The 16056-nt window shown below is 55.1% G+C and carries 13 protein-coding genes; 10 read left to right on the forward strand and 3 right to left on the reverse strand.

The window, feature by feature from the left end; all coding sequences use genetic code 11:
- The first annotated feature begins 78 nt into the window (after window positions 1-78).
- The 3 genes from yieE to cirA all read left to right on the forward strand — a co-directional run bounded on the left by yieE (window position 79) and on the right by cirA (window position 4861).
- On the forward strand, window positions 79-948 hold the full coding sequence (yieE, locus tag ABIE02_RS06885) for a DNA-binding transcriptional regulator YeiE (protein ID WP_032612627.1): 870 nt from the start codon (window positions 79-81) through the stop codon (window positions 946-948).
- A gap of 178 nt (window positions 949-1126) precedes the next feature.
- Window positions 1127-2596, forward strand: coding sequence for an amino acid permease (locus ABIE02_RS06890; RefSeq protein ID WP_032612625.1), 1470 nt, complete (start codon window positions 1127-1129; stop codon window positions 2594-2596).
- 294 nt (window positions 2597-2890) lie between these two features.
- On the forward strand, window positions 2891-4861 hold the full coding sequence (gene cirA, locus ABIE02_RS06895) for a catecholate siderophore receptor CirA (protein ID WP_103792177.1): 1971 nt from the start codon (window positions 2891-2893) through the stop codon (window positions 4859-4861).
- 93 nt (window positions 4862-4954) lie between these two features.
- Here the strand turns inward: cirA and fghA are convergent, their stop codons facing one another.
- The gene (gene fghA, locus ABIE02_RS06900) at window positions 4955-5791 is read right to left on the reverse strand and encodes an S-formylglutathione hydrolase (protein WP_059307515.1); all 837 of its coding nucleotides are present in this window, start codon (window positions 5789-5791) and stop codon (window positions 4955-4957) included.
- 140 nt (window positions 5792-5931) lie between these two features.
- On the opposite strand from fghA, the gene ABIE02_RS06905 reads away from it, so the two are divergent.
- The 7 genes from ABIE02_RS06905 (at window position 5932) to mglC (ending at window position 14111) form a co-directional block, all read left to right on the forward strand.
- The gene (locus tag ABIE02_RS06905; RefSeq protein ID WP_336994480.1) at window positions 5932-7065 is read left to right on the forward strand and encodes a YbfB/YjiJ family MFS transporter; all 1134 of its coding nucleotides are present in this window, start codon (window positions 5932-5934) and stop codon (window positions 7063-7065) included.
- Between the two features lie 117 nt (window positions 7066-7182).
- On the forward strand, window positions 7183-7851 hold the full coding sequence (gene folE, locus ABIE02_RS06910) for a GTP cyclohydrolase I FolE (RefSeq protein WP_336994481.1): 669 nt from the start codon (window positions 7183-7185) through the stop codon (window positions 7849-7851).
- Window positions 7852-7868: 17 nt separating this feature from the next.
- The gene (gene yeiB, locus ABIE02_RS06915) at window positions 7869-9026 is read left to right on the forward strand and encodes a DUF418 domain-containing protein YeiB (protein WP_077226269.1); all 1158 of its coding nucleotides are present in this window, start codon (window positions 7869-7871) and stop codon (window positions 9024-9026) included.
- A gap of 155 nt (window positions 9027-9181) precedes the next feature.
- Window positions 9182-10207, forward strand: a complete 1026-nt coding sequence (gene galS / locus ABIE02_RS06920; RefSeq protein WP_059307518.1) for an HTH-type transcriptional regulator GalS — start codon at window positions 9182-9184, stop codon at window positions 10205-10207.
- 287 nt (window positions 10208-10494) lie between these two features.
- On the forward strand, window positions 10495-11493 hold the full coding sequence (mglB, locus tag ABIE02_RS06925) for a galactose/glucose ABC transporter substrate-binding protein MglB (RefSeq protein ID WP_032612609.1): 999 nt from the start codon (window positions 10495-10497) through the stop codon (window positions 11491-11493).
- Between the two features lie 71 nt (window positions 11494-11564).
- Window positions 11565-13085 carry a galactose/methyl galactoside ABC transporter ATP-binding protein MglA gene (mglA, locus tag ABIE02_RS06930; RefSeq protein ID WP_032612607.1) on the forward strand — a complete coding sequence of 507 codons (1521 nt, stop codon included), beginning with the start codon at window positions 11565-11567 and terminating at the stop codon, window positions 13083-13085.
- A gap of 15 nt (window positions 13086-13100) precedes the next feature.
- Window positions 13101-14111, forward strand: a complete 1011-nt coding sequence (gene mglC, locus ABIE02_RS06935) for a galactose/methyl galactoside ABC transporter permease MglC (protein ID WP_032612605.1) — start codon at window positions 13101-13103, stop codon at window positions 14109-14111.
- An 85-nt stretch (window positions 14112-14196) separates the two neighbouring features.
- On the opposite strand, the gene sanA is transcribed toward mglC, so the two are convergent.
- Window positions 14197-14922, reverse strand: coding sequence for an outer membrane permeability protein SanA (gene sanA, locus ABIE02_RS06940; protein ID WP_032612592.1), 726 nt, complete (start codon window positions 14920-14922; stop codon window positions 14197-14199).
- A gap of 128 nt (window positions 14923-15050) precedes the next feature.
- Window positions 15051-15935, reverse strand: coding sequence for a cytidine deaminase (gene cdd / locus ABIE02_RS06945; protein ID WP_223610297.1), 885 nt, complete (start codon window positions 15933-15935; stop codon window positions 15051-15053).
- Window positions 15936-16056 lie beyond the last annotated feature (121 nt).

The raw sequence follows: 16056 nt of genomic DNA on the forward strand, positions 1-16056 counted from the left end.
AAAAATAAAATTGATTATATATTTATAATTAATCTTTATAAGTGGTAAGCAGGACGCTTATCTTATCGGACGACAACTATGCACATTACGTTACGCCAGCTTGAGGTCTTTGCTGAGGTGCTGAAAAGCGGCTCGACCACGCAGGCCTCGCAGATGCTGGCGCTGTCGCAGTCTGCGGTCAGCGCCGCCCTGACCGATCTTGAAGGCCAGCTGGGGGTTCAGCTCTTTGACAGGGTAGGGAAGCGGCTGGTGGTCAACGAACACGGGCGCTTGCTCTATCCCCGCGCGTTGGCCCTGCTGGAGCAGACCATCGAGATTGAACAGCTGTTTCGTGAAGATAATGGTGCCATTCGCGTCTTTGCCAGCAGCACCATCGGCAACTATATTCTGCCGGAGGTGATTGCCCGCTACCGCCGTGATTTCCCGGGGTTACCGCTGGAGATGAGCGTCGGCAATAGCCAGGATGTGATCAACGCCGTGATCGATTTTCGGGTTGATATCGGTCTTATCGAAGGCCCGTGCCACAACGCCGACATCATTGCCGACCCCTGGCTGGAGGACGAGCTGGTGGTCTTCGCCTCGCCGGCCTCTTCTTTATTACAGCAGGAGGTGACGCTGGAACGGCTGGCGCAGGCGCCGTGGATTTTACGCGAGCAGGGATCCGGCACGCGGGAGATCGTCGATTATCTGCTGCTGTCGCATCTGCCGCAGTTTCATATGGGTATGGAGCTGGGCAATTCAGAGGCGATCAAACATGCGGTGCGCCACGGCCTCGGCATCAGTTGCCTGTCGCGTCGGGTGATTGCCGAACAGCTGGAGAGCGGCACGCTGGTGGAGATCCCCGTTCCGCTGCCGAACAAGCTGGTGCGTACCCTGTGGCGTATCCATCATCGCCAGAAGCACCTCTCGAATTCCTTACAGCGTTTTCTGCGTTACTGCGAAATGTAAGCCCGCCCGGCGGCGTTCTGCCCGCCGGGATCGCGTCCTCGCACCGATTTAATTCTCTGCTTTACTTATAATCCTGGCCCGGTCATGAAGCTCTCTTATAACAGGGCATTTGTGCCGGAAGCGCTGGCGATCGTCTGCTACAATCGCGCCTCATTTTTTGAATGGACAGCATTTTCATATGGTTTCCGAAACTAAAACCACAGAAGCGCCCGCGCTACGTCGCGAACTCAAGGCGCGTCACCTGACGATGATTGCCATTGGCGGTTCTATCGGTACAGGTCTTTTTGTCGCCTCTGGGGCGACCATTTCTGCAGCGGGTCCCGGCGGCGCGCTCTTTTCTTATATCCTGATCGGTTTGATGGTCTATTTCCTGATGACCAGCCTGGGCGAACTGGCGGCGTACATGCCGGTATCCGGTTCTTTTTCTACCTATGGTCAGAAATATGTGGAAGAGGGCTTTGGCTTCGCGCTGGGCTGGAACTACTGGTATAACTGGGCGGTGACTATCGCCGTGGATCTGGTGGCATCGCAGCTGGTGATGACCTGGTGGTTCCCCGATACGCCGGGCTGGATCTGGAGCGCTATCTTCCTGGGGCTGATCTTCCTGCTTAACTACATCTCCGTGCGCGGTTTTGGCGAAGCGGAATACTGGTTTTCGCTGATCAAAGTCGCCACAGTGATCATCTTTATCGCCGTGGGTGTGGCGATGATTGTCGGCATCTTCAAAGGCACTGAACCTGCGGGCTGGAGCAACTGGACCCTTGACGATGCGCCTTTTGCCGGGGGCTTCTCGGCGATGATTGGCGTGGCGATGATCGTTGGCTTCTCCTTCCAGGGGACTGAACTTATCGGCATTGCCGCCGGTGAATCCGAGAACCCGGAGAAGAACATTCCGCGCGCGGTGCGGCAGGTCTTCTGGCGTATCCTGCTGTTCTATGTGTTCGCCATCCTGATTATTAGCCTGATCATTCCGTATACCGATCCAAGCCTGCTGCGTAATGACGTGAAAGATATCAGCGTCAGTCCGTTTACGCTGGTGTTCCAGCATGCCGGTCTGCTCTCTGCGGCGGCGGTAATGAATGCGGTGATCCTGACGGCGGTACTGTCGGCGGGTAACTCCGGCATGTATGCCTCTACCCGTATGCTCTACTCCCTGGCCTGTGATGGCAAAGCGCCGCGTATTTTCGCTAAGCTGTCTAAAGGCGGCGTGCCGCGTAACGCGCTGTATGCCACCACCGTGATTGCCTGCCTCTGTTTCCTGACCTCAATGTTTGGTAACCAGACGGTCTACCTGTGGCTGTTGAATACCTCGGGGATGACGGGCTTTATCGCCTGGCTGGGTATCGCTATCAGCCACTACCGTTTCCGGCGCGGCTATGTGAAGCAGGGCTACGACATTAACAACCTGCCGTACCGCTCCGGGTTCTTCCCGCTGGGTCCGATCTTTGCCTTTGTGCTGTGTCTGATCATCACCCTGGGCCAGAACTACGAAGCCTTCCTGGCCGACACCATCGACTGGGGCGGCGTGGCAGCCACCTATATCGGTATCCCACTGTTCTTGATCATCTGGTTCGGCTACAAGCTGACGAAGGGATCGAAGTTTGTCAGCTATAGCGAAATGGAATTCCCGAATAGCTTCAAAAAATAACCGCAACGCCTCTCTTTAACCCGCTCACTCGAGCGGGTTTTTTTTATCTCCATACTATGCAGTCTTGACATAACTTTTAACAATTGAATTGATAATAGTTATCGTTTGCTTTATCATTAGCATGGTAATCAAAAGGATGAAGGAGTCAGCATCGTCGCCCTGGTCAGGGGAAGAAGCTGTGCCCACACCTGCAAAAAAATTACCCGGCTGACCCGCCAGAGAAGCGGGCGGCACGCAATGCAATGTGAGCAGTACATATTTGATTTTGCTGTGTTTACCTCATGGAGATATGGAATGTTTAGGTTGAATCCCTTCGTTCGGGGAGGGCTGTGCGCGTCTGCTCTGTCCCTGGCCCTGCCGGTTGTTGCGGCGGAATCTGGCGACACTATGGTGGTGACTGCCTCGGCCAACGAGCAAAACCTGAAAGATGCCCCGGCCAGTATCAGCGTTATCACTCAGCAGGATCTGCAACGTAAGCCGGTGCAGAACCTGAAAGATGTGTTAAAAGAGGTTCCGGGCGTGCAATTAACTGACGAAGGGGACAACCGTAAGGGCGTCAGTATCCGCGGTCTGGACAGCAGCTATACCTTGATCCTGGTTGACGGTAAACGCGTCAACTCTCGCAACGCCGTATTCCGTCATAACGATTTCGACCTCAACTGGGTACCGGTTGACGCCATCGAACGTATCGAAGTGGTGCGCGGGCCGATGTCCTCCCTGTACGGCTCTGATGCCCTGGGCGGCGTGGTCAACATCATTACCAAAAAGATCGGCCAGAAATGGACCGGTACTCTCACCGCCGACTCCACGATTCAGGAACACCGCGATCGCGGCGACACCTATGGCGGCCAGTTTTATACCAGCGGCCCGCTGGTGGATGGCGTCCTCGGTCTGAAAGCCTTTGGTAGCCTGTCAAAACGCGATAAAGACGATCCGCAGACCTCGACAACCAGCGCCTCCGGGGAAACTCCGCGTATCGAAGGCTTCACCAGCCGCGATGCCAACGTGGAATTTGCCTGGACCCCGAACGAGAACCACGATTTCACCGCTGGCTACGGTTTTGACCGTCAGGACCGTGATTCCGACTCGCTGGATCAGAACCGTCTTGAGCGCCAGAACTACTCCCTGAGCCACAATGGCCGTTGGGGCATGGGCAACAGCGAACTGAAATTCTACGGCGAAAAGGTTGATAACAAGAACCCGGGCAATGCCAACCCTATCACCTCCGAAAGCAACTCTGTTGACGGTAAATACGTCCTGCCGCTGGGAGAGATTAACCAGCTGCTCACCTTCGGGGGAGAATGGCGTCACGACAAGCTGAAGGATCCGGTTAACATTACCGGCGGTAGCAGCAGTAGCACCTCGGCCAGCCAGTATGCGCTCTTTATTGAAGATGAATGGCGTATCTTCGAGCCGCTGGCGCTGACCACCGGCGTGCGTATGGATGACCACGAAACCTACGGCGATCACTGGAGTCCGCGTGCTTATCTGGTCTACAACGCGACCGATACCCTGACGGTAAAAGGCGGCTGGGCGACAGCATTCAAAGCGCCTTCGCTGCTGCAGCTGAGCCCAGACTGGACCACCGGCTCCTGCCGTGGGGCCTGTGAAATTGTCGGTAGCCCGGATCTGAAGCCGGAAACCAGCGAAAGCTTCGAGCTGGGTCTTTACTACAGCGGGGAAGAGGGCTGGTTAGAAGGCGTGCAGGGCAGCATTACTGCCTTCCAGAACGATGTGGACGATCGTATCAGCATCCTCCGTACGGCCAACGTCAACCAGGCGCAGGGTTACCCGAACTATGTCGGCCTGAATGCCGACGGTGAGCCGATTTTCCGTTATTACAACGTCAATAAGGCGCGGATCCGCGGCCTGGAAACGGAAGTGAAATTCCCGATCGCCGAAGACTGGCGCATGACGCTGAATTACACCTATAACGACGGGCGTGATATCAGCAACGGCGGCAACAAGCCGCTCTCGGAACTGCCGTTCCATACCGCAAACGGCACGCTTGACTGGCAGGCAACGCAGGCGTGGTCCTTCTACGTGCAGGGCAATTATACGGGTGAGAAACGCACTGTTACCGATGGCGAAGCAACGCCGGGTGGCTACGTGGTGTGGAACACCGGTGGCGCATGGCAGGCAACTAAAAACGTCAAGCTGCGTGCAGGTGTCATGAACCTGCTGGATAAAGATCTCAGCCGCGACGACTACAGCTACACCGAAGAAGGACGCCGTTACTTTATGGCGGTGGATTACCAGTTCTGATCGTGAATGCGCCGGGCGGCGCTGCGCTTGCCCGGCCTGTGACAGACCCCTCTCCCTGCGGAAGAGGGGCGAGTGAGGACGTGAAGTCTGCCCTTACTTCAACAACTGCTGCGCATGGAAGCGCAGATGATCTTCTATAAAGGACGCAATAAAGTAATAGCTGTGATCGTAGCCTGGCTGGATGCGTAACGTCAGCGGCCAGGCCTTCTGGCGCGCAGCTTCCGCCAGCACCGCTGGCTGTAACTGGCTCGCCAGGAACTGATCGGCATCACCCTGATCGATAAGCGTCGGGATCGCCTGTTCCGGCTGGCTGGCCAGCATCAGCGCACAGCTATCCCACTCCTGCCAGGTTTCTGGATTCTCGCCCAGATAATGGGTGAAGGCTTTTTGCCCCCACGGCACCTGGCATGGGTTCACGATAGGCGCAAACGCCGACACGCTGACGTATTTGCCCGGATTTTTCAGTGCCATTACCAGCGCACCGTGGCCACCCATCGAATGGCCGCTGATGGCACAGCGATCGGCGACCGCAAACTCCGCCTGGATGAGCGCTGGCAGCTCATCGCGCAGATAATCGTACATCCGGTAATGACGCGCCCAGGGCTGCTGGGTGGCATTCAGATAGAAGCCGGCGCCTTTGCCCAGATCGTAACCGGCATCGTCTGCCACGTCGTCACCGCGCGGGCTGGTGTCGGGCATCACCAGCGCGATCCCCAGCTCTGCCGCAACCCGCTGGGCGCCCGCTTTGGTGGTAAAGTTCTCATCGTTGCAGGTCAGGCCGGATAACCAGTACAGCACAGGCGGTTTTGCCGCACGCGTAGCCGGAGGCAGAAAAATGCTGAACGTCATCGCGCAGTTCAGCACCGTGGAGTCATGACGCCAGCGCTGCTGTCGACCTTCAAAACAGTAGTGCTCTTCGAGCAGTTCCATGCAAGGCTCCTTCAGGAAGGTGTTTCGATAGATAGACCTCATAATACAGTTAATTCAATAACGCGTGAGTAACTTTCACTTCCGCATTAACGACATATATTGCATCATGAATTTACGAAACTTTAACAACTGGAGTAGTCATGGCGCTGCGTATCGCGCTCAGCGGTTTTGTGGTTCTGGTGGTGGCGATGGGAATAGGGCGCTTTGCCTTTACACCACAGGTGCCGCTGATGATTGCGGCAGGGCAACTAACCCTGACTAGCGCCGGACTGGTGGCGGCGATGAACTACCTCGGCTATCTGGTGGGGGCGTGGGATGCCATGCGCGCGCACCGGTTTGTCGAAGGCCGCCTGTGGCTGGGCATCGTTGGCGCAGTGATGCTGACCCTGCTTTCGGCCATCGCGGATAACGCCGTCGTTCACGGACTGCTGCGGTTTGTGATTGGCTGCATGAGCGGCTGGTCGATGGTGCTGATCGCCGCCTGGACCAACGAACGGCTGGCCCATTTCGGTAAGCCAGGTCTCAGTGCCGCAGTTTTTGCGGGGCCTGGGGCGGGCATTACGCTCAGCGGCTTGCTGGCGGTGTGGATCCAGGCGCAGGGCTTATCGGCGAGTGCCGCATGGCAAATCTACGGCGTACTGGCGCTGGTACTGATCGCGCTGGTGGCCCGCTATCTGCCGCGTGCCGGGCAACTGCATCGCCCCGGCACGACGCCGGAGCCGTTGACGCTGACCCGCGATCTGCGTCGTCTGGTGTGGAGCTACAGTCTCGCCGGGTTTGGTTACATCCTCCCGGCGACGTTTTTGTCCCAGATGGCGGCGCTGCGTTTCCCTGGCAGCGCGTTCGCCCAGTTTCCCTGGCCAGTTTTCGGCGTAGCCTCGGTGCTGGGCATTGCCCTGAGTATCGCGCTGCGCCATGTATTCACGACCCATCGCCGACTGGCGCTGGTGTTATGGCTGCAGGCGGTGGGCGTGATTGCCGCCTGGCTGCTGCCGGGAATGGCCGGTCTGGTGACCGGTGCATTGCTGGTGGGCGGCGGATTTTTATGTGCGGTACAGCTTTCGCTGCTTTACGGGCGCGAGCTGGCACCGAATCATACGCGTTACATGGCCGGATTACTCACCACCGGCTATGCGGTTGGGCAGCTTGTTGGCCCGATGACCTCGGCGCTGTCGAGCTGGCTTACCCACCAACTGGAGCCTGCGCTGGGCCTGGCGGGCATCGCGCTTTTCGTGGCGGGCGGGCTGGTCTGGCAGCGTCAGGTTGAAAGGTAACGGCAATTGCAATAATTATCGCGGTGAATACTGGATTATGCTCGCCGCCTCGCGCACAATGACGGCACATTTTGCCCCATGTAGGGCAGAAGCGCGCCACACCTGCAGGAGAAAAGAATGTCATCAATGAGTAAAGAAGCAGCCCTCGTCCATGAAACGCTGGTTGCGCACGGCCTTGAAACCCCGCTGCGCCCGCCGGTTCAGGATCTGGACAACGAAACGCGTAAACGTCTTATTTCCGGGCATATGACCGAAATCATGCAGCTGCTGAATCTCGATCTCAGCGATGACAGTCTGATGGAAACCCCGCGTCGCATCGCCAAAATGTATGTCGATGAGATTTTCTCCGGGCTGGATTACGCTAATTTCCCGAAAATCACCGTCATTGAAAACAAAATGAAGGTGGATGAGATGGTGACGGTGCGTGATATCACCCTGACCAGCACCTGTGAACATCACTTTGTGACCATCGACGGCAAAGCGACCGTAGCCTATATTCCAAAAGACTCGGTTATTGGCCTGTCGAAGATTAACCGCATCGTGCAGTTCTTTGCCCAGCGTCCGCAGGTGCAGGAGCGTTTAACCCAGCAGATCCTTATCGCGTTGCAAACGCTGCTGGGGACCAATAACGTGGCGGTTTCCATTGACGCGGTGCATTACTGCGTGAAAGCGCGCGGTATTCGTGATGCGACCAGCGCCACCACGACCACCTCGCTGGGCGGCCTGTTTAAATCAAGCCAGAACACCCGTCAGGAGTTCCTGCGCGCCGTGCGTCACCACAACTGATCATCAGGGCAGGGTACATGGAAAGAAATGTCACGCTGGATTTCGTTCGTGGCGTCGCTATTCTGGGTATTCTGCTGCTCAATATAAGCGGCTTCGGTCTGCCGAAAGCCGCTTATCTTAATCCCGCCTGGTATGGCGATATTACCCTCAGCGACGCCTGGACATGGGCGGTGCTGGATCTCTTTGCCCAGGTCAAATTCCTCACCCTGTTTGCCTTGTTGTTTGGGGCAGGCCTCCAGCTGCTGCTAAAACGCGGTAAACGCTGGATCCAGGCGCGTCTTTCACTGCTGGTCCTCCTCGGGTTTATGCATGGCCTCCTGTTCTGGGACGGCGATATTCTGTTGGCCTATGGGCTGGTGGGACTGATCTGCTGGCGTATCATCCGCGATGCGCACGATATAAAAAACCTGTTCAACACCGGCGTAGTGCTCTTCCTCATTGGCGTCGCTATCCTGCTGCTGCTGGGGGTTATCTCCGGCGGCTCCACCAATCGTTCCTGGGTACCGGATGCGGCCAATTTGCAGTATGAGCAGTACTGGAAGCTGGGTGGCGGCATGGAGGCCATCAGCAATCGGGCCGATATGATTGGCAACAGCCTGCTGGCGCTTGGGGCGCAATACGGCTGGCAGCTGGCGGGAATGATGCTGATTGGCGCGGCGCTGATGCGAACCGGCTGGCTGAAAGGCGAGTTTAGCCTCGGTCATTACCGGCGAACCGGGATGTGGCTGGTGCTGGTCGGTCTGGCGATCAATCTCCCGGCGGTGATCGCCCAGTGGTATGTCAACTGGGACTATCGCTGGTGCGCGTTTCTGTTACAGGCACCGCGTGAGATTAGCGCGCCCTTCCAGACGATAGGCTATGCTGCGCTGATCTATGGCTTCTGGCCGCAGCTCTGCCGTTTCCGGCTGGTGATGGCCGTGGCCTGCGTAGGGCGCATGGCGCTCAGTAACTACCTTTTACAGACGCTGATCTGCACCACCTTGTTCTATCGCCTCGGCCTGTTTATGCATTTTGATCGCCTGCAACTGATGGGCTTCGTGTTACCTGTCTGGCTGGTGAATATCCTGTTCTCCGTTTTCTGGCTGCGTTATTTCCGTCAGGGACCGATGGAGTGGCTATGGCGGCAATTGACCGCACGTGCTGCAGGGGTTTCACCGGGTAATACATCCGGATAACGATCTGGATCACAATCATTAACAAAACGGATGTAACCGTTTTCATCCTTGTGAGCTTCTTCACGTAGTCCTTCCTTTCTCACTGCCAGAATAGGCACCTTGCTAAACACAGGGGGTGTCTGTGAGTTGCTGCAATCTAAATAAGGATGGTGAATATGATCACCATTCGTGACGTCGCGCGTCAGGCGGGCGTTTCTGTCGCCACCGTTTCCCGTGTGCTCAACAACAGCGCGCTGGTTAGCCCTGAAACGCGCGAGTGCGTGATGAAAGCCGTCACGGCGCTGGGCTACCGTCCCAATGCGAACGCGCAGGCGCTGGCAACCCAGGTCAGCGATACCATCGGCGTGGTAGTGATGGATGTATCGGATGCCTTCTTTGGCGCGCTGGTAAAAGCCGTGGACATGGTTGCCCAGGAGCACCAGAAAAACGTGCTCATCGGCAATAGCTATCACGAGGCAGAAAAAGAGCGTAACGCCATTGAGGTGTTGATTCGTCAGCGCTGTAACGCCCTGATCGTCCACTCAAAAGCCTTGAGCGATGAGGAGCTGTCTGCGCTGATGGAGCAGATCCCCGGCATGGTGTTGATCAACCGCATTGTGCCTGGCTATGCCCACCGCTGCGTCTGCCTTGATAACGTCAGCGGCGCGATGATGGCGACGCGAATGCTGGTGAATAACGGCCATCAGCGCATCGGCTATCTTGCATCAAGCCACCGCATTGAGGATGACGAAATGCGGCGTGAAGGCTGGCAGAAAGCGTTGCTGGAGCAGGGCATTATCGCTTCGGACAGCTGGATCGGCACCGGCGCGCCGGATATGCAGGGCGGGGAAGCGGCCATGGTGGAGCTACTCGGGCGCAACCTGCAGTTGACCGCGGTCTTTGCCTACAACGACAGCATGGCCGCAGGGGCGCTAACGGCACTGAAGGACAACGGTATTGCGGTGCCACAGCATCTGTCATTGATTGGTTTCGATGATATTCCGATTGCCCGTTACACAGACCCACAGCTGACGACGGTGCGCTATCCGATTGCCTCTATGGCGCGGCTGGCCACGGAGCTGGCGTTACAGGGGGCCGCGGGAAAGCTGGATCTTGCTGCAACTCACTGTTTCATGCCGACTTTAGTGCGTCGTCACTCCGTTGCTCTACGGCAAATTGTGGTGCCGATCACTAACTCATAATTCGTCGTGATGTAACCGTTTTCAATTTGTGAGTAAATTCACAGTAAGTTAACAAGGCGCTGACTATGATGTCAGCGTTTTAGTGACTGAAACGCTATGTAACGGTGAATAATCACTTTCACTATAGCCACGGCACGTTAAACATCCAAAAAAACGCATTCTGGAGCGTTACCGACCAAGGAAGATAGAAATTTTATAAGTGGACTTCGGCCGGCATTAACGTTTCATTAACATTGCCCGCCGATCGTTATTCACACGAACTACCCTGCATAAAAACCGGAGATATCATGAATAAGAAGGTGTTGACTCTGTCTGCTGTTATGGCAAGTATGCTTTTTGGTGCAACCGCGCACGCTGCAGATAGCCGTATTGGTGTGACTATCTATAAATACGACGACAACTTTATGTCTGTTGTGCGTAAAGCCATTGAGAAAGAAGGTAAATCAGCGCCAGACGTGCAGCTGCTGATGAATGACTCCCAGAATGACCAGTCAAAACAGAACGACCAGATTGACGTACTGCTGGCAAAAGGCGTGAAAGCTCTGGCAATCAACCTGGTTGACCCGGCGGCAGCAGGCACCGTTATTGAGAAAGCACGTGGCCAGAATGTGCCAGTGGTCTTCTTCAACAAAGAACCTTCCCGTAAAGCGCTGGATAGCTACGATAAAGCCTTCTACGTGGGCACCGACTCCAAAGAATCCGGCATCATTCAGGGCGACCTGATTGCTAAACACTGGGCGGCTAACCCGAACTGGGATCTGAACAAAGATGGTCAGATTCAGTTTGTTCTGCTGAAAGGCGAGCCAGGCCACCCGGATGCTGAAGCACGTACCACTTACGTGATCAAAGAGCTGAACGACAAAGGCCTGAAAACCCAGCAGCTGGCATTAGATACGGCTATGTGGGACACCGCTCAGGCGAAAGACAAAATGGACGCCTGGCTGTCCGGCCCGAACGCTAACAAAATCGAAGTGGTTATCGCCAACAACGATGCGATGGCAATGGGTGCAGTAGAAGCCCTGAAAGCACACAACAAATCCTCTATTCCGGTCTTTGGTGTGGATGCCCTGCCTGAAGCAATGGCTCTGGTAAAATCTGGCGCAATGGCCGGTACCGTGCTGAACGATGCTAACAACCAGGCGAAAGCTACCTTCGATCTGGCGAAAAACCTGGCAGACGGCAAAGGCGCTGCTGACGGCACCAACTGGAAAATCGACAACAAAGTTGTTCGCGTACCGTACGTTGGCGTAGATCAGGAAAACCTGGCCCAATTCACCGGTAAATAAGTTATAGCATTCTACTGGGCGCAGTTTCTGCGCCCTTTTATCACGCGACGCGAGGCCGAGAAGGTATAATTATGGTCAGCACAACGACTCAGTCGTCCGGTGAATACTTGTTGGAAATGAGCGGTATCAACAAGTCTTTTCCCGGGGTTAAAGCACTGGATAATGTTAATTTAAAAGTACGGCCTCACTCTATTCACGCCTTAATGGGTGAAAACGGTGCGGGTAAATCAACATTATTGAAATGCTTATTTGGGATCTATCAAAAAGATTCTGGCAGCATTCTTTTTCAGGGGAAAGAGATCGATTTCCATTCCGCCAAAGAAGCACTGGAAAATGGTATTTCGATGGTTCACCAGGAACTTAACCTGGTACTTCAGCGTTCTGTCATGGACAATATGTGGCTGGGTCGTTATCCGACCAAAGGCGTATTTGTCGATCAGGACAAAATGTATCGTGACACCAAAGCGATTTTTGATGAACTGGATATTGATATCGATCCGCGTGCGCGCGTCGGTACGTTATCCGTTTCTCAGATGCAGATGATTGAAATCGCCAAGGCTTTCTCCTATAACGCCAAAATCGTTATTATGGATGAGCCTACTTCGTCGTTAACGGAGAAAGAGGTGAACCATCTGTTCACCATTATCCGTAAGCTGAAGGAGCGCGGTTGCGGCATCGTCTATATCTCGCACAAAATGGAAGAGATCTTCCAGCTGTGCGATGAAATCACGGTACTGCGCGATGGCCAGTGGATCGCCACCCAGCCGCTGGAAGGGCTGGACATGGACAAGATCATCGCCATGATGGTGGGTCGTTCCCTGAACCAGCGCTTCCCGACCAAAGAGAACAAGCCGGGCGAAGTGATTCTGGAAGTGCGCAACCTGACGTCGCTGCGTCAGCCTTCTATTCGCGATATCTCCTTCGATCTGCATAAAGGAGAGATCCTCGGGATTGCCGGTCTGGTAGGAGCCAAGCGTACTGATATCGTGGAAACCCTGTTCGGTATTCGCGAGAAATCCGGCGGGACCATCACCCTGCACGGCAAAAAAATCAATAACCACAATGCCAACGAAGCCATTAACCACGGCTTTGCGCTGGTGACGGAAGAGCGTCGCTCAACCGGTATTTACGCCTATCTGGATATTAACTTTAACTCGTTAATTTCTAATATTCATAACTACAAAAACAAAATCGGTCTGTTGGATAATTCCCGCATGAAGAGTGATACCCAGTGGGTAATTGACTCGATGCGTGTAAAAACCCCAGGACACCGCACGCAAATTGGCTCGCTCTCCGGCGGTAACCAGCAGAAGGTTATTATTGGACGCTGGTTGTTAACTCAGCCTGAAATTCTGATGCTGGATGAACCCACCCGTGGTATCGATGTGGGGGCAAAATTTGAAATCTATCAGCTCATAGCTGAGTTAGCCAAGAAAGATAAAGGGATTATTATTATTTCGTCCGAAATGCCGGAATTGTTAGGGATCACAGATCGTATTCTGGTCATGAGCAATGGTCTCGTTGCCGGAATTGTAGAAACCAAAACGACAACGCAAAACGAAATTTTGCGTCTTGCGTCTTTGCACCTTTAAGATTAGGGGCTTCTCATGAGTGCGTTAAATAAGAAAAGTTTTCTTACTTATCTGAAAGAAGGCGGTATTTACGTTGTTCTTTTAGTCTTGCTGGCCATTATTATTTTCCAGGATCCGACATTCTTAAGTCTCCTGAACTTAAGTAACATTCTGACTCAGTCTTCCGTACGTATTATTATCGCGCTGGGCGTGGCGGGTCTGATCGTCACCCAGGGTACTGACCTGTCAGCCGGTCGTCAGGTAGGCCTGGCGGCGGTTGTTGCGGCCACGCTCCTGCAGTCGATGGAAAACGCCAACAAGGTGTTCCCGGAAATGGCGACCATGCCGATTTTCCTGGTGATCCTGATTGTCTGCGCTATCGGTGCGATCATTGGTCTGATTAACGGCATCATCATTGCTTACCTGAACGTAACGCCGTTCATCACTACCCTGGGTACGATGATTATCGTTTACGGTATCAACTCCCTGTACTACGACTTCGTAGGCGCATCGCCAATCTCCGGTTTCGACAGCGGCTTCTCCACCTTTGCGCAGGGCTTTATCGCGCTGGGCACATTCCGCCTGTCTTACATCACCTTCTACGCCCTGATTGCGGTGGCCTTTGTCTGGGTGCTGTGGAACAAAACCCGCTTCGGTAAGAACATCTTCGCAATCGGTGGTAACCCGGAAGCGGCGAAAGTCTCTGGCGTTAACGTGGCGCTGAACCTGCTGGTCATCTATGCCCTGTCCGGTGTGTTCTATGCGTTCGGTGGTTTGCTGGAAGCAGGCCGTATCGGCTCTGCCACCAACAACCTCGGCTTTATGTATGAGCTGGATGCGATTGCTGCCTGCGTCGTGGGTGGTGTGTCGTTCAGTGGTGGTGTGGGTACCGTACTGGGTGTGGTAACCGGTGTAATCATCTTCACCGTTATCAACTACGGTCTGACCTATATCGGCGTGAACCCTTACTGGCAGTACATTATTAAGGGTGCCATCATCATCTTCGCCGTTGCGCTGGACTCCCTGAAGTACGCGCGTAAGAAGTAAGATATCAATGCATAAAAAAACCCGCTCAATGCGGGTTTTTTTATGCCCGGGTCATTTCCCCTGGCGGCGCTGCGTTGGCGTGGCTCTAGGGCAGTGCGGGCTTCTTCTTCTGCATGTCCAGCAGCTGCTCTGGCGTAACCGCCGGATAACCTTGGGCATCTTCCGGCACTTCCGGCATCGCCGGGATTGGCACCAGCGGGCCTAAGAAACGCGGTTCACGTTTAAAGACATAGAGATCGGCCAGCGCACCCAAACGCGCACCAAATTCACGCACCCGCACGGTGAGCATGTCTTTGGGGGAGGGGACGGCATAGCACTGCGCCTGAATGCCCATATGCAGAGCAATAAAGAGCGCGCGCTCGCAATGGAAGCGCTGGGTGATGATGATAAAGTCGTTCGTATCAAATACCTTGCGGGTGCGAACAATGGAATCCAGGGTTCTGAAACCGGCGTAGTCGAGCACGATATCCGCCGGATCAACGCCTGCGGCAATCAGATCCTTACGCATGGTGACCGGCTCATTATAGCTCTGCTGCGCGTTGTCACCGCTCAGCAGCAGGTAGTTGACCTTGCCGCTGTTGTAGGCATTGAGCGCCCCCTGAATACGGTAACGGTAATACTGGTTAATCACCCCGGTGCGGTAGTACTTGGCGGTACCGAGTACCACGCCGACCTGGCGGTAGGGCAGATCCTGAAGGTCATCAAAGATATAGGGCGCCGTTTTCCAGCTCATCCAGCGGTCGAGGCCCAGCGCAGTCAGCAGCACAATGGCGATCAGGGCAACCAGGCTGTAAAACACGCGCTTTAACATACAGATGACTCTTACCAAAGGTGAAATTTCACTCAGGCTACTTTACCCGTCTGGTAAGCGCAAGAAACGGCGGTTTAATTGAAGGGATTTTCATCAATTGTGCGGGCATTGCTGCCCGCATCAACGACTTAAGCCAGAAGCACGCGGTCGATGCTGGTGCAACCCAGCGCGCGCAACGTGGCCGCGGTGGCGTCCCACTGGATCAGCGGAGCATCGGGTTTTTCTGCAAGAATGCCGCGCTGAATGTCCGGGTAGTCGTAGCCGTTGAGGCTGAGCAGGTTCAGTGCGCCCTGCAGCGGCGGCAAAGTTGGGTTAAAGGCGGCGTTCTCGGCATAGCTGCCGGTGAAGATGCGCCCATCGCCACACTCCAGCGCCACGCCGCTCGGGGCCTGGCTATAAGGGGCGTGTGACTTGTTGGCGGCGAGGATAGCGGCCTGGGCCAGCGCATCGCCGCTCAGGGTGTAGCCATGATCCTGTTCATCCATCAGCAGGGATTTAATGTCCAGATCCTTCGGGCCGAAAGCGTCCGGCAGGTAGTCGGCCAGAGTATGCGGGGCGCGGCCCGGCAGGTTGATACGCAGTTGCAAACCGCTGTTAAGCTCGTTCATAAACTGACGGCAGTGGCCACACGGCGTGTAGTTCACGGTAATGGCCTGCAGGGATTTTTCACCGCGCAGCCAGGCATGGCTGATTGCGCTCTGTTCCGCATGCACGGTCTGCTGCATGGTCGCCCCGATAAACTCCATATTGCCACCGAAGTACCAGGTGCCGCTCACGCCGCGCGCAATGGCACCGACGTTGAAATGGGACAGGTCGGCGCGGGCGCAGGCTGCCGCCAGTGGCAGAAGCGCAAAGGCCAGCGCGTCATCATCCAGATCCGTGGCACGTTTCAGGGCGGTGACCTGTTCAGCCGTCAGCAGGGCGGGGAAATGTGCATCCGCCAGAACCGGGGCCAGGGCTGACTGCAAATTCTCTGCAAGCTGAGTGAAAGCTGAGTGAAAACGTGGATGCATGGCGTTGCCTCATAAAGGTTAATGGATCGGTAGTGTACGGAGCCACAAAGGCTTTATATGTGACCCAGATCTCATTATGTGTGCAACTTATGAAACTCAAATGAAAAATGCGCGACGCGTC

Source organism: Leclercia sp. 1548 (assembly GCF_050435045.1).
Lineage (GTDB): Bacteria > Pseudomonadota > Gammaproteobacteria > Enterobacterales > Enterobacteriaceae > Enterobacter > Enterobacter adecarboxylatus.

What these genes read in the sequence shown, in the direction of transcription:
- yieE (WP_032612627.1), top strand. Translation starts at nt 79, where the DNA reads ATGCACATTACGTTACGCCAGCTTGAGGTCTTTGCTGAGGTGCTGAAA.
- ABIE02_RS06890 (WP_032612625.1), top strand. Translation starts at nt 1,127, where the DNA reads ATGGTTTCCGAAACTAAAACCACAGAAGCGCCCGCGCTACGTCGCGAA.
- cirA (WP_103792177.1), top strand. Translation starts at nt 2,891, where the DNA reads ATGTTTAGGTTGAATCCCTTCGTTCGGGGAGGGCTGTGCGCGTCTGCT.
- fghA (WP_059307515.1), bottom strand. Translation starts at nt 5,791, where the DNA reads ATGGAACTGCTCGAAGAGCACTACTGTTTTGAAGGTCGACAGCAGCGC.
- ABIE02_RS06905 (WP_336994480.1), top strand. Translation starts at nt 5,932, where the DNA reads ATGGCGCTGCGTATCGCGCTCAGCGGTTTTGTGGTTCTGGTGGTGGCG.
- folE (WP_336994481.1), top strand. Translation starts at nt 7,183, where the DNA reads ATGTCATCAATGAGTAAAGAAGCAGCCCTCGTCCATGAAACGCTGGTT.
- yeiB (WP_077226269.1), top strand. Translation starts at nt 7,869, where the DNA reads ATGGAAAGAAATGTCACGCTGGATTTCGTTCGTGGCGTCGCTATTCTG.
- galS (WP_059307518.1), top strand. Translation starts at nt 9,182, where the DNA reads ATGATCACCATTCGTGACGTCGCGCGTCAGGCGGGCGTTTCTGTCGCC.
- mglB (WP_032612609.1), top strand. Translation starts at nt 10,495, where the DNA reads ATGAATAAGAAGGTGTTGACTCTGTCTGCTGTTATGGCAAGTATGCTT.
- mglA (WP_032612607.1), top strand. Translation starts at nt 11,565, where the DNA reads ATGGTCAGCACAACGACTCAGTCGTCCGGTGAATACTTGTTGGAAATG.
- mglC (WP_032612605.1), top strand. Translation starts at nt 13,101, where the DNA reads ATGAGTGCGTTAAATAAGAAAAGTTTTCTTACTTATCTGAAAGAAGGC.
- sanA (WP_032612592.1), bottom strand. Translation starts at nt 14,922, where the DNA reads ATGTTAAAGCGCGTGTTTTACAGCCTGGTTGCCCTGATCGCCATTGTG.
- cdd (WP_223610297.1), bottom strand. Translation starts at nt 15,935, where the DNA reads ATGCATCCACGTTTTCACTCAGCTTTCACTCAGCTTGCAGAGAATTTG.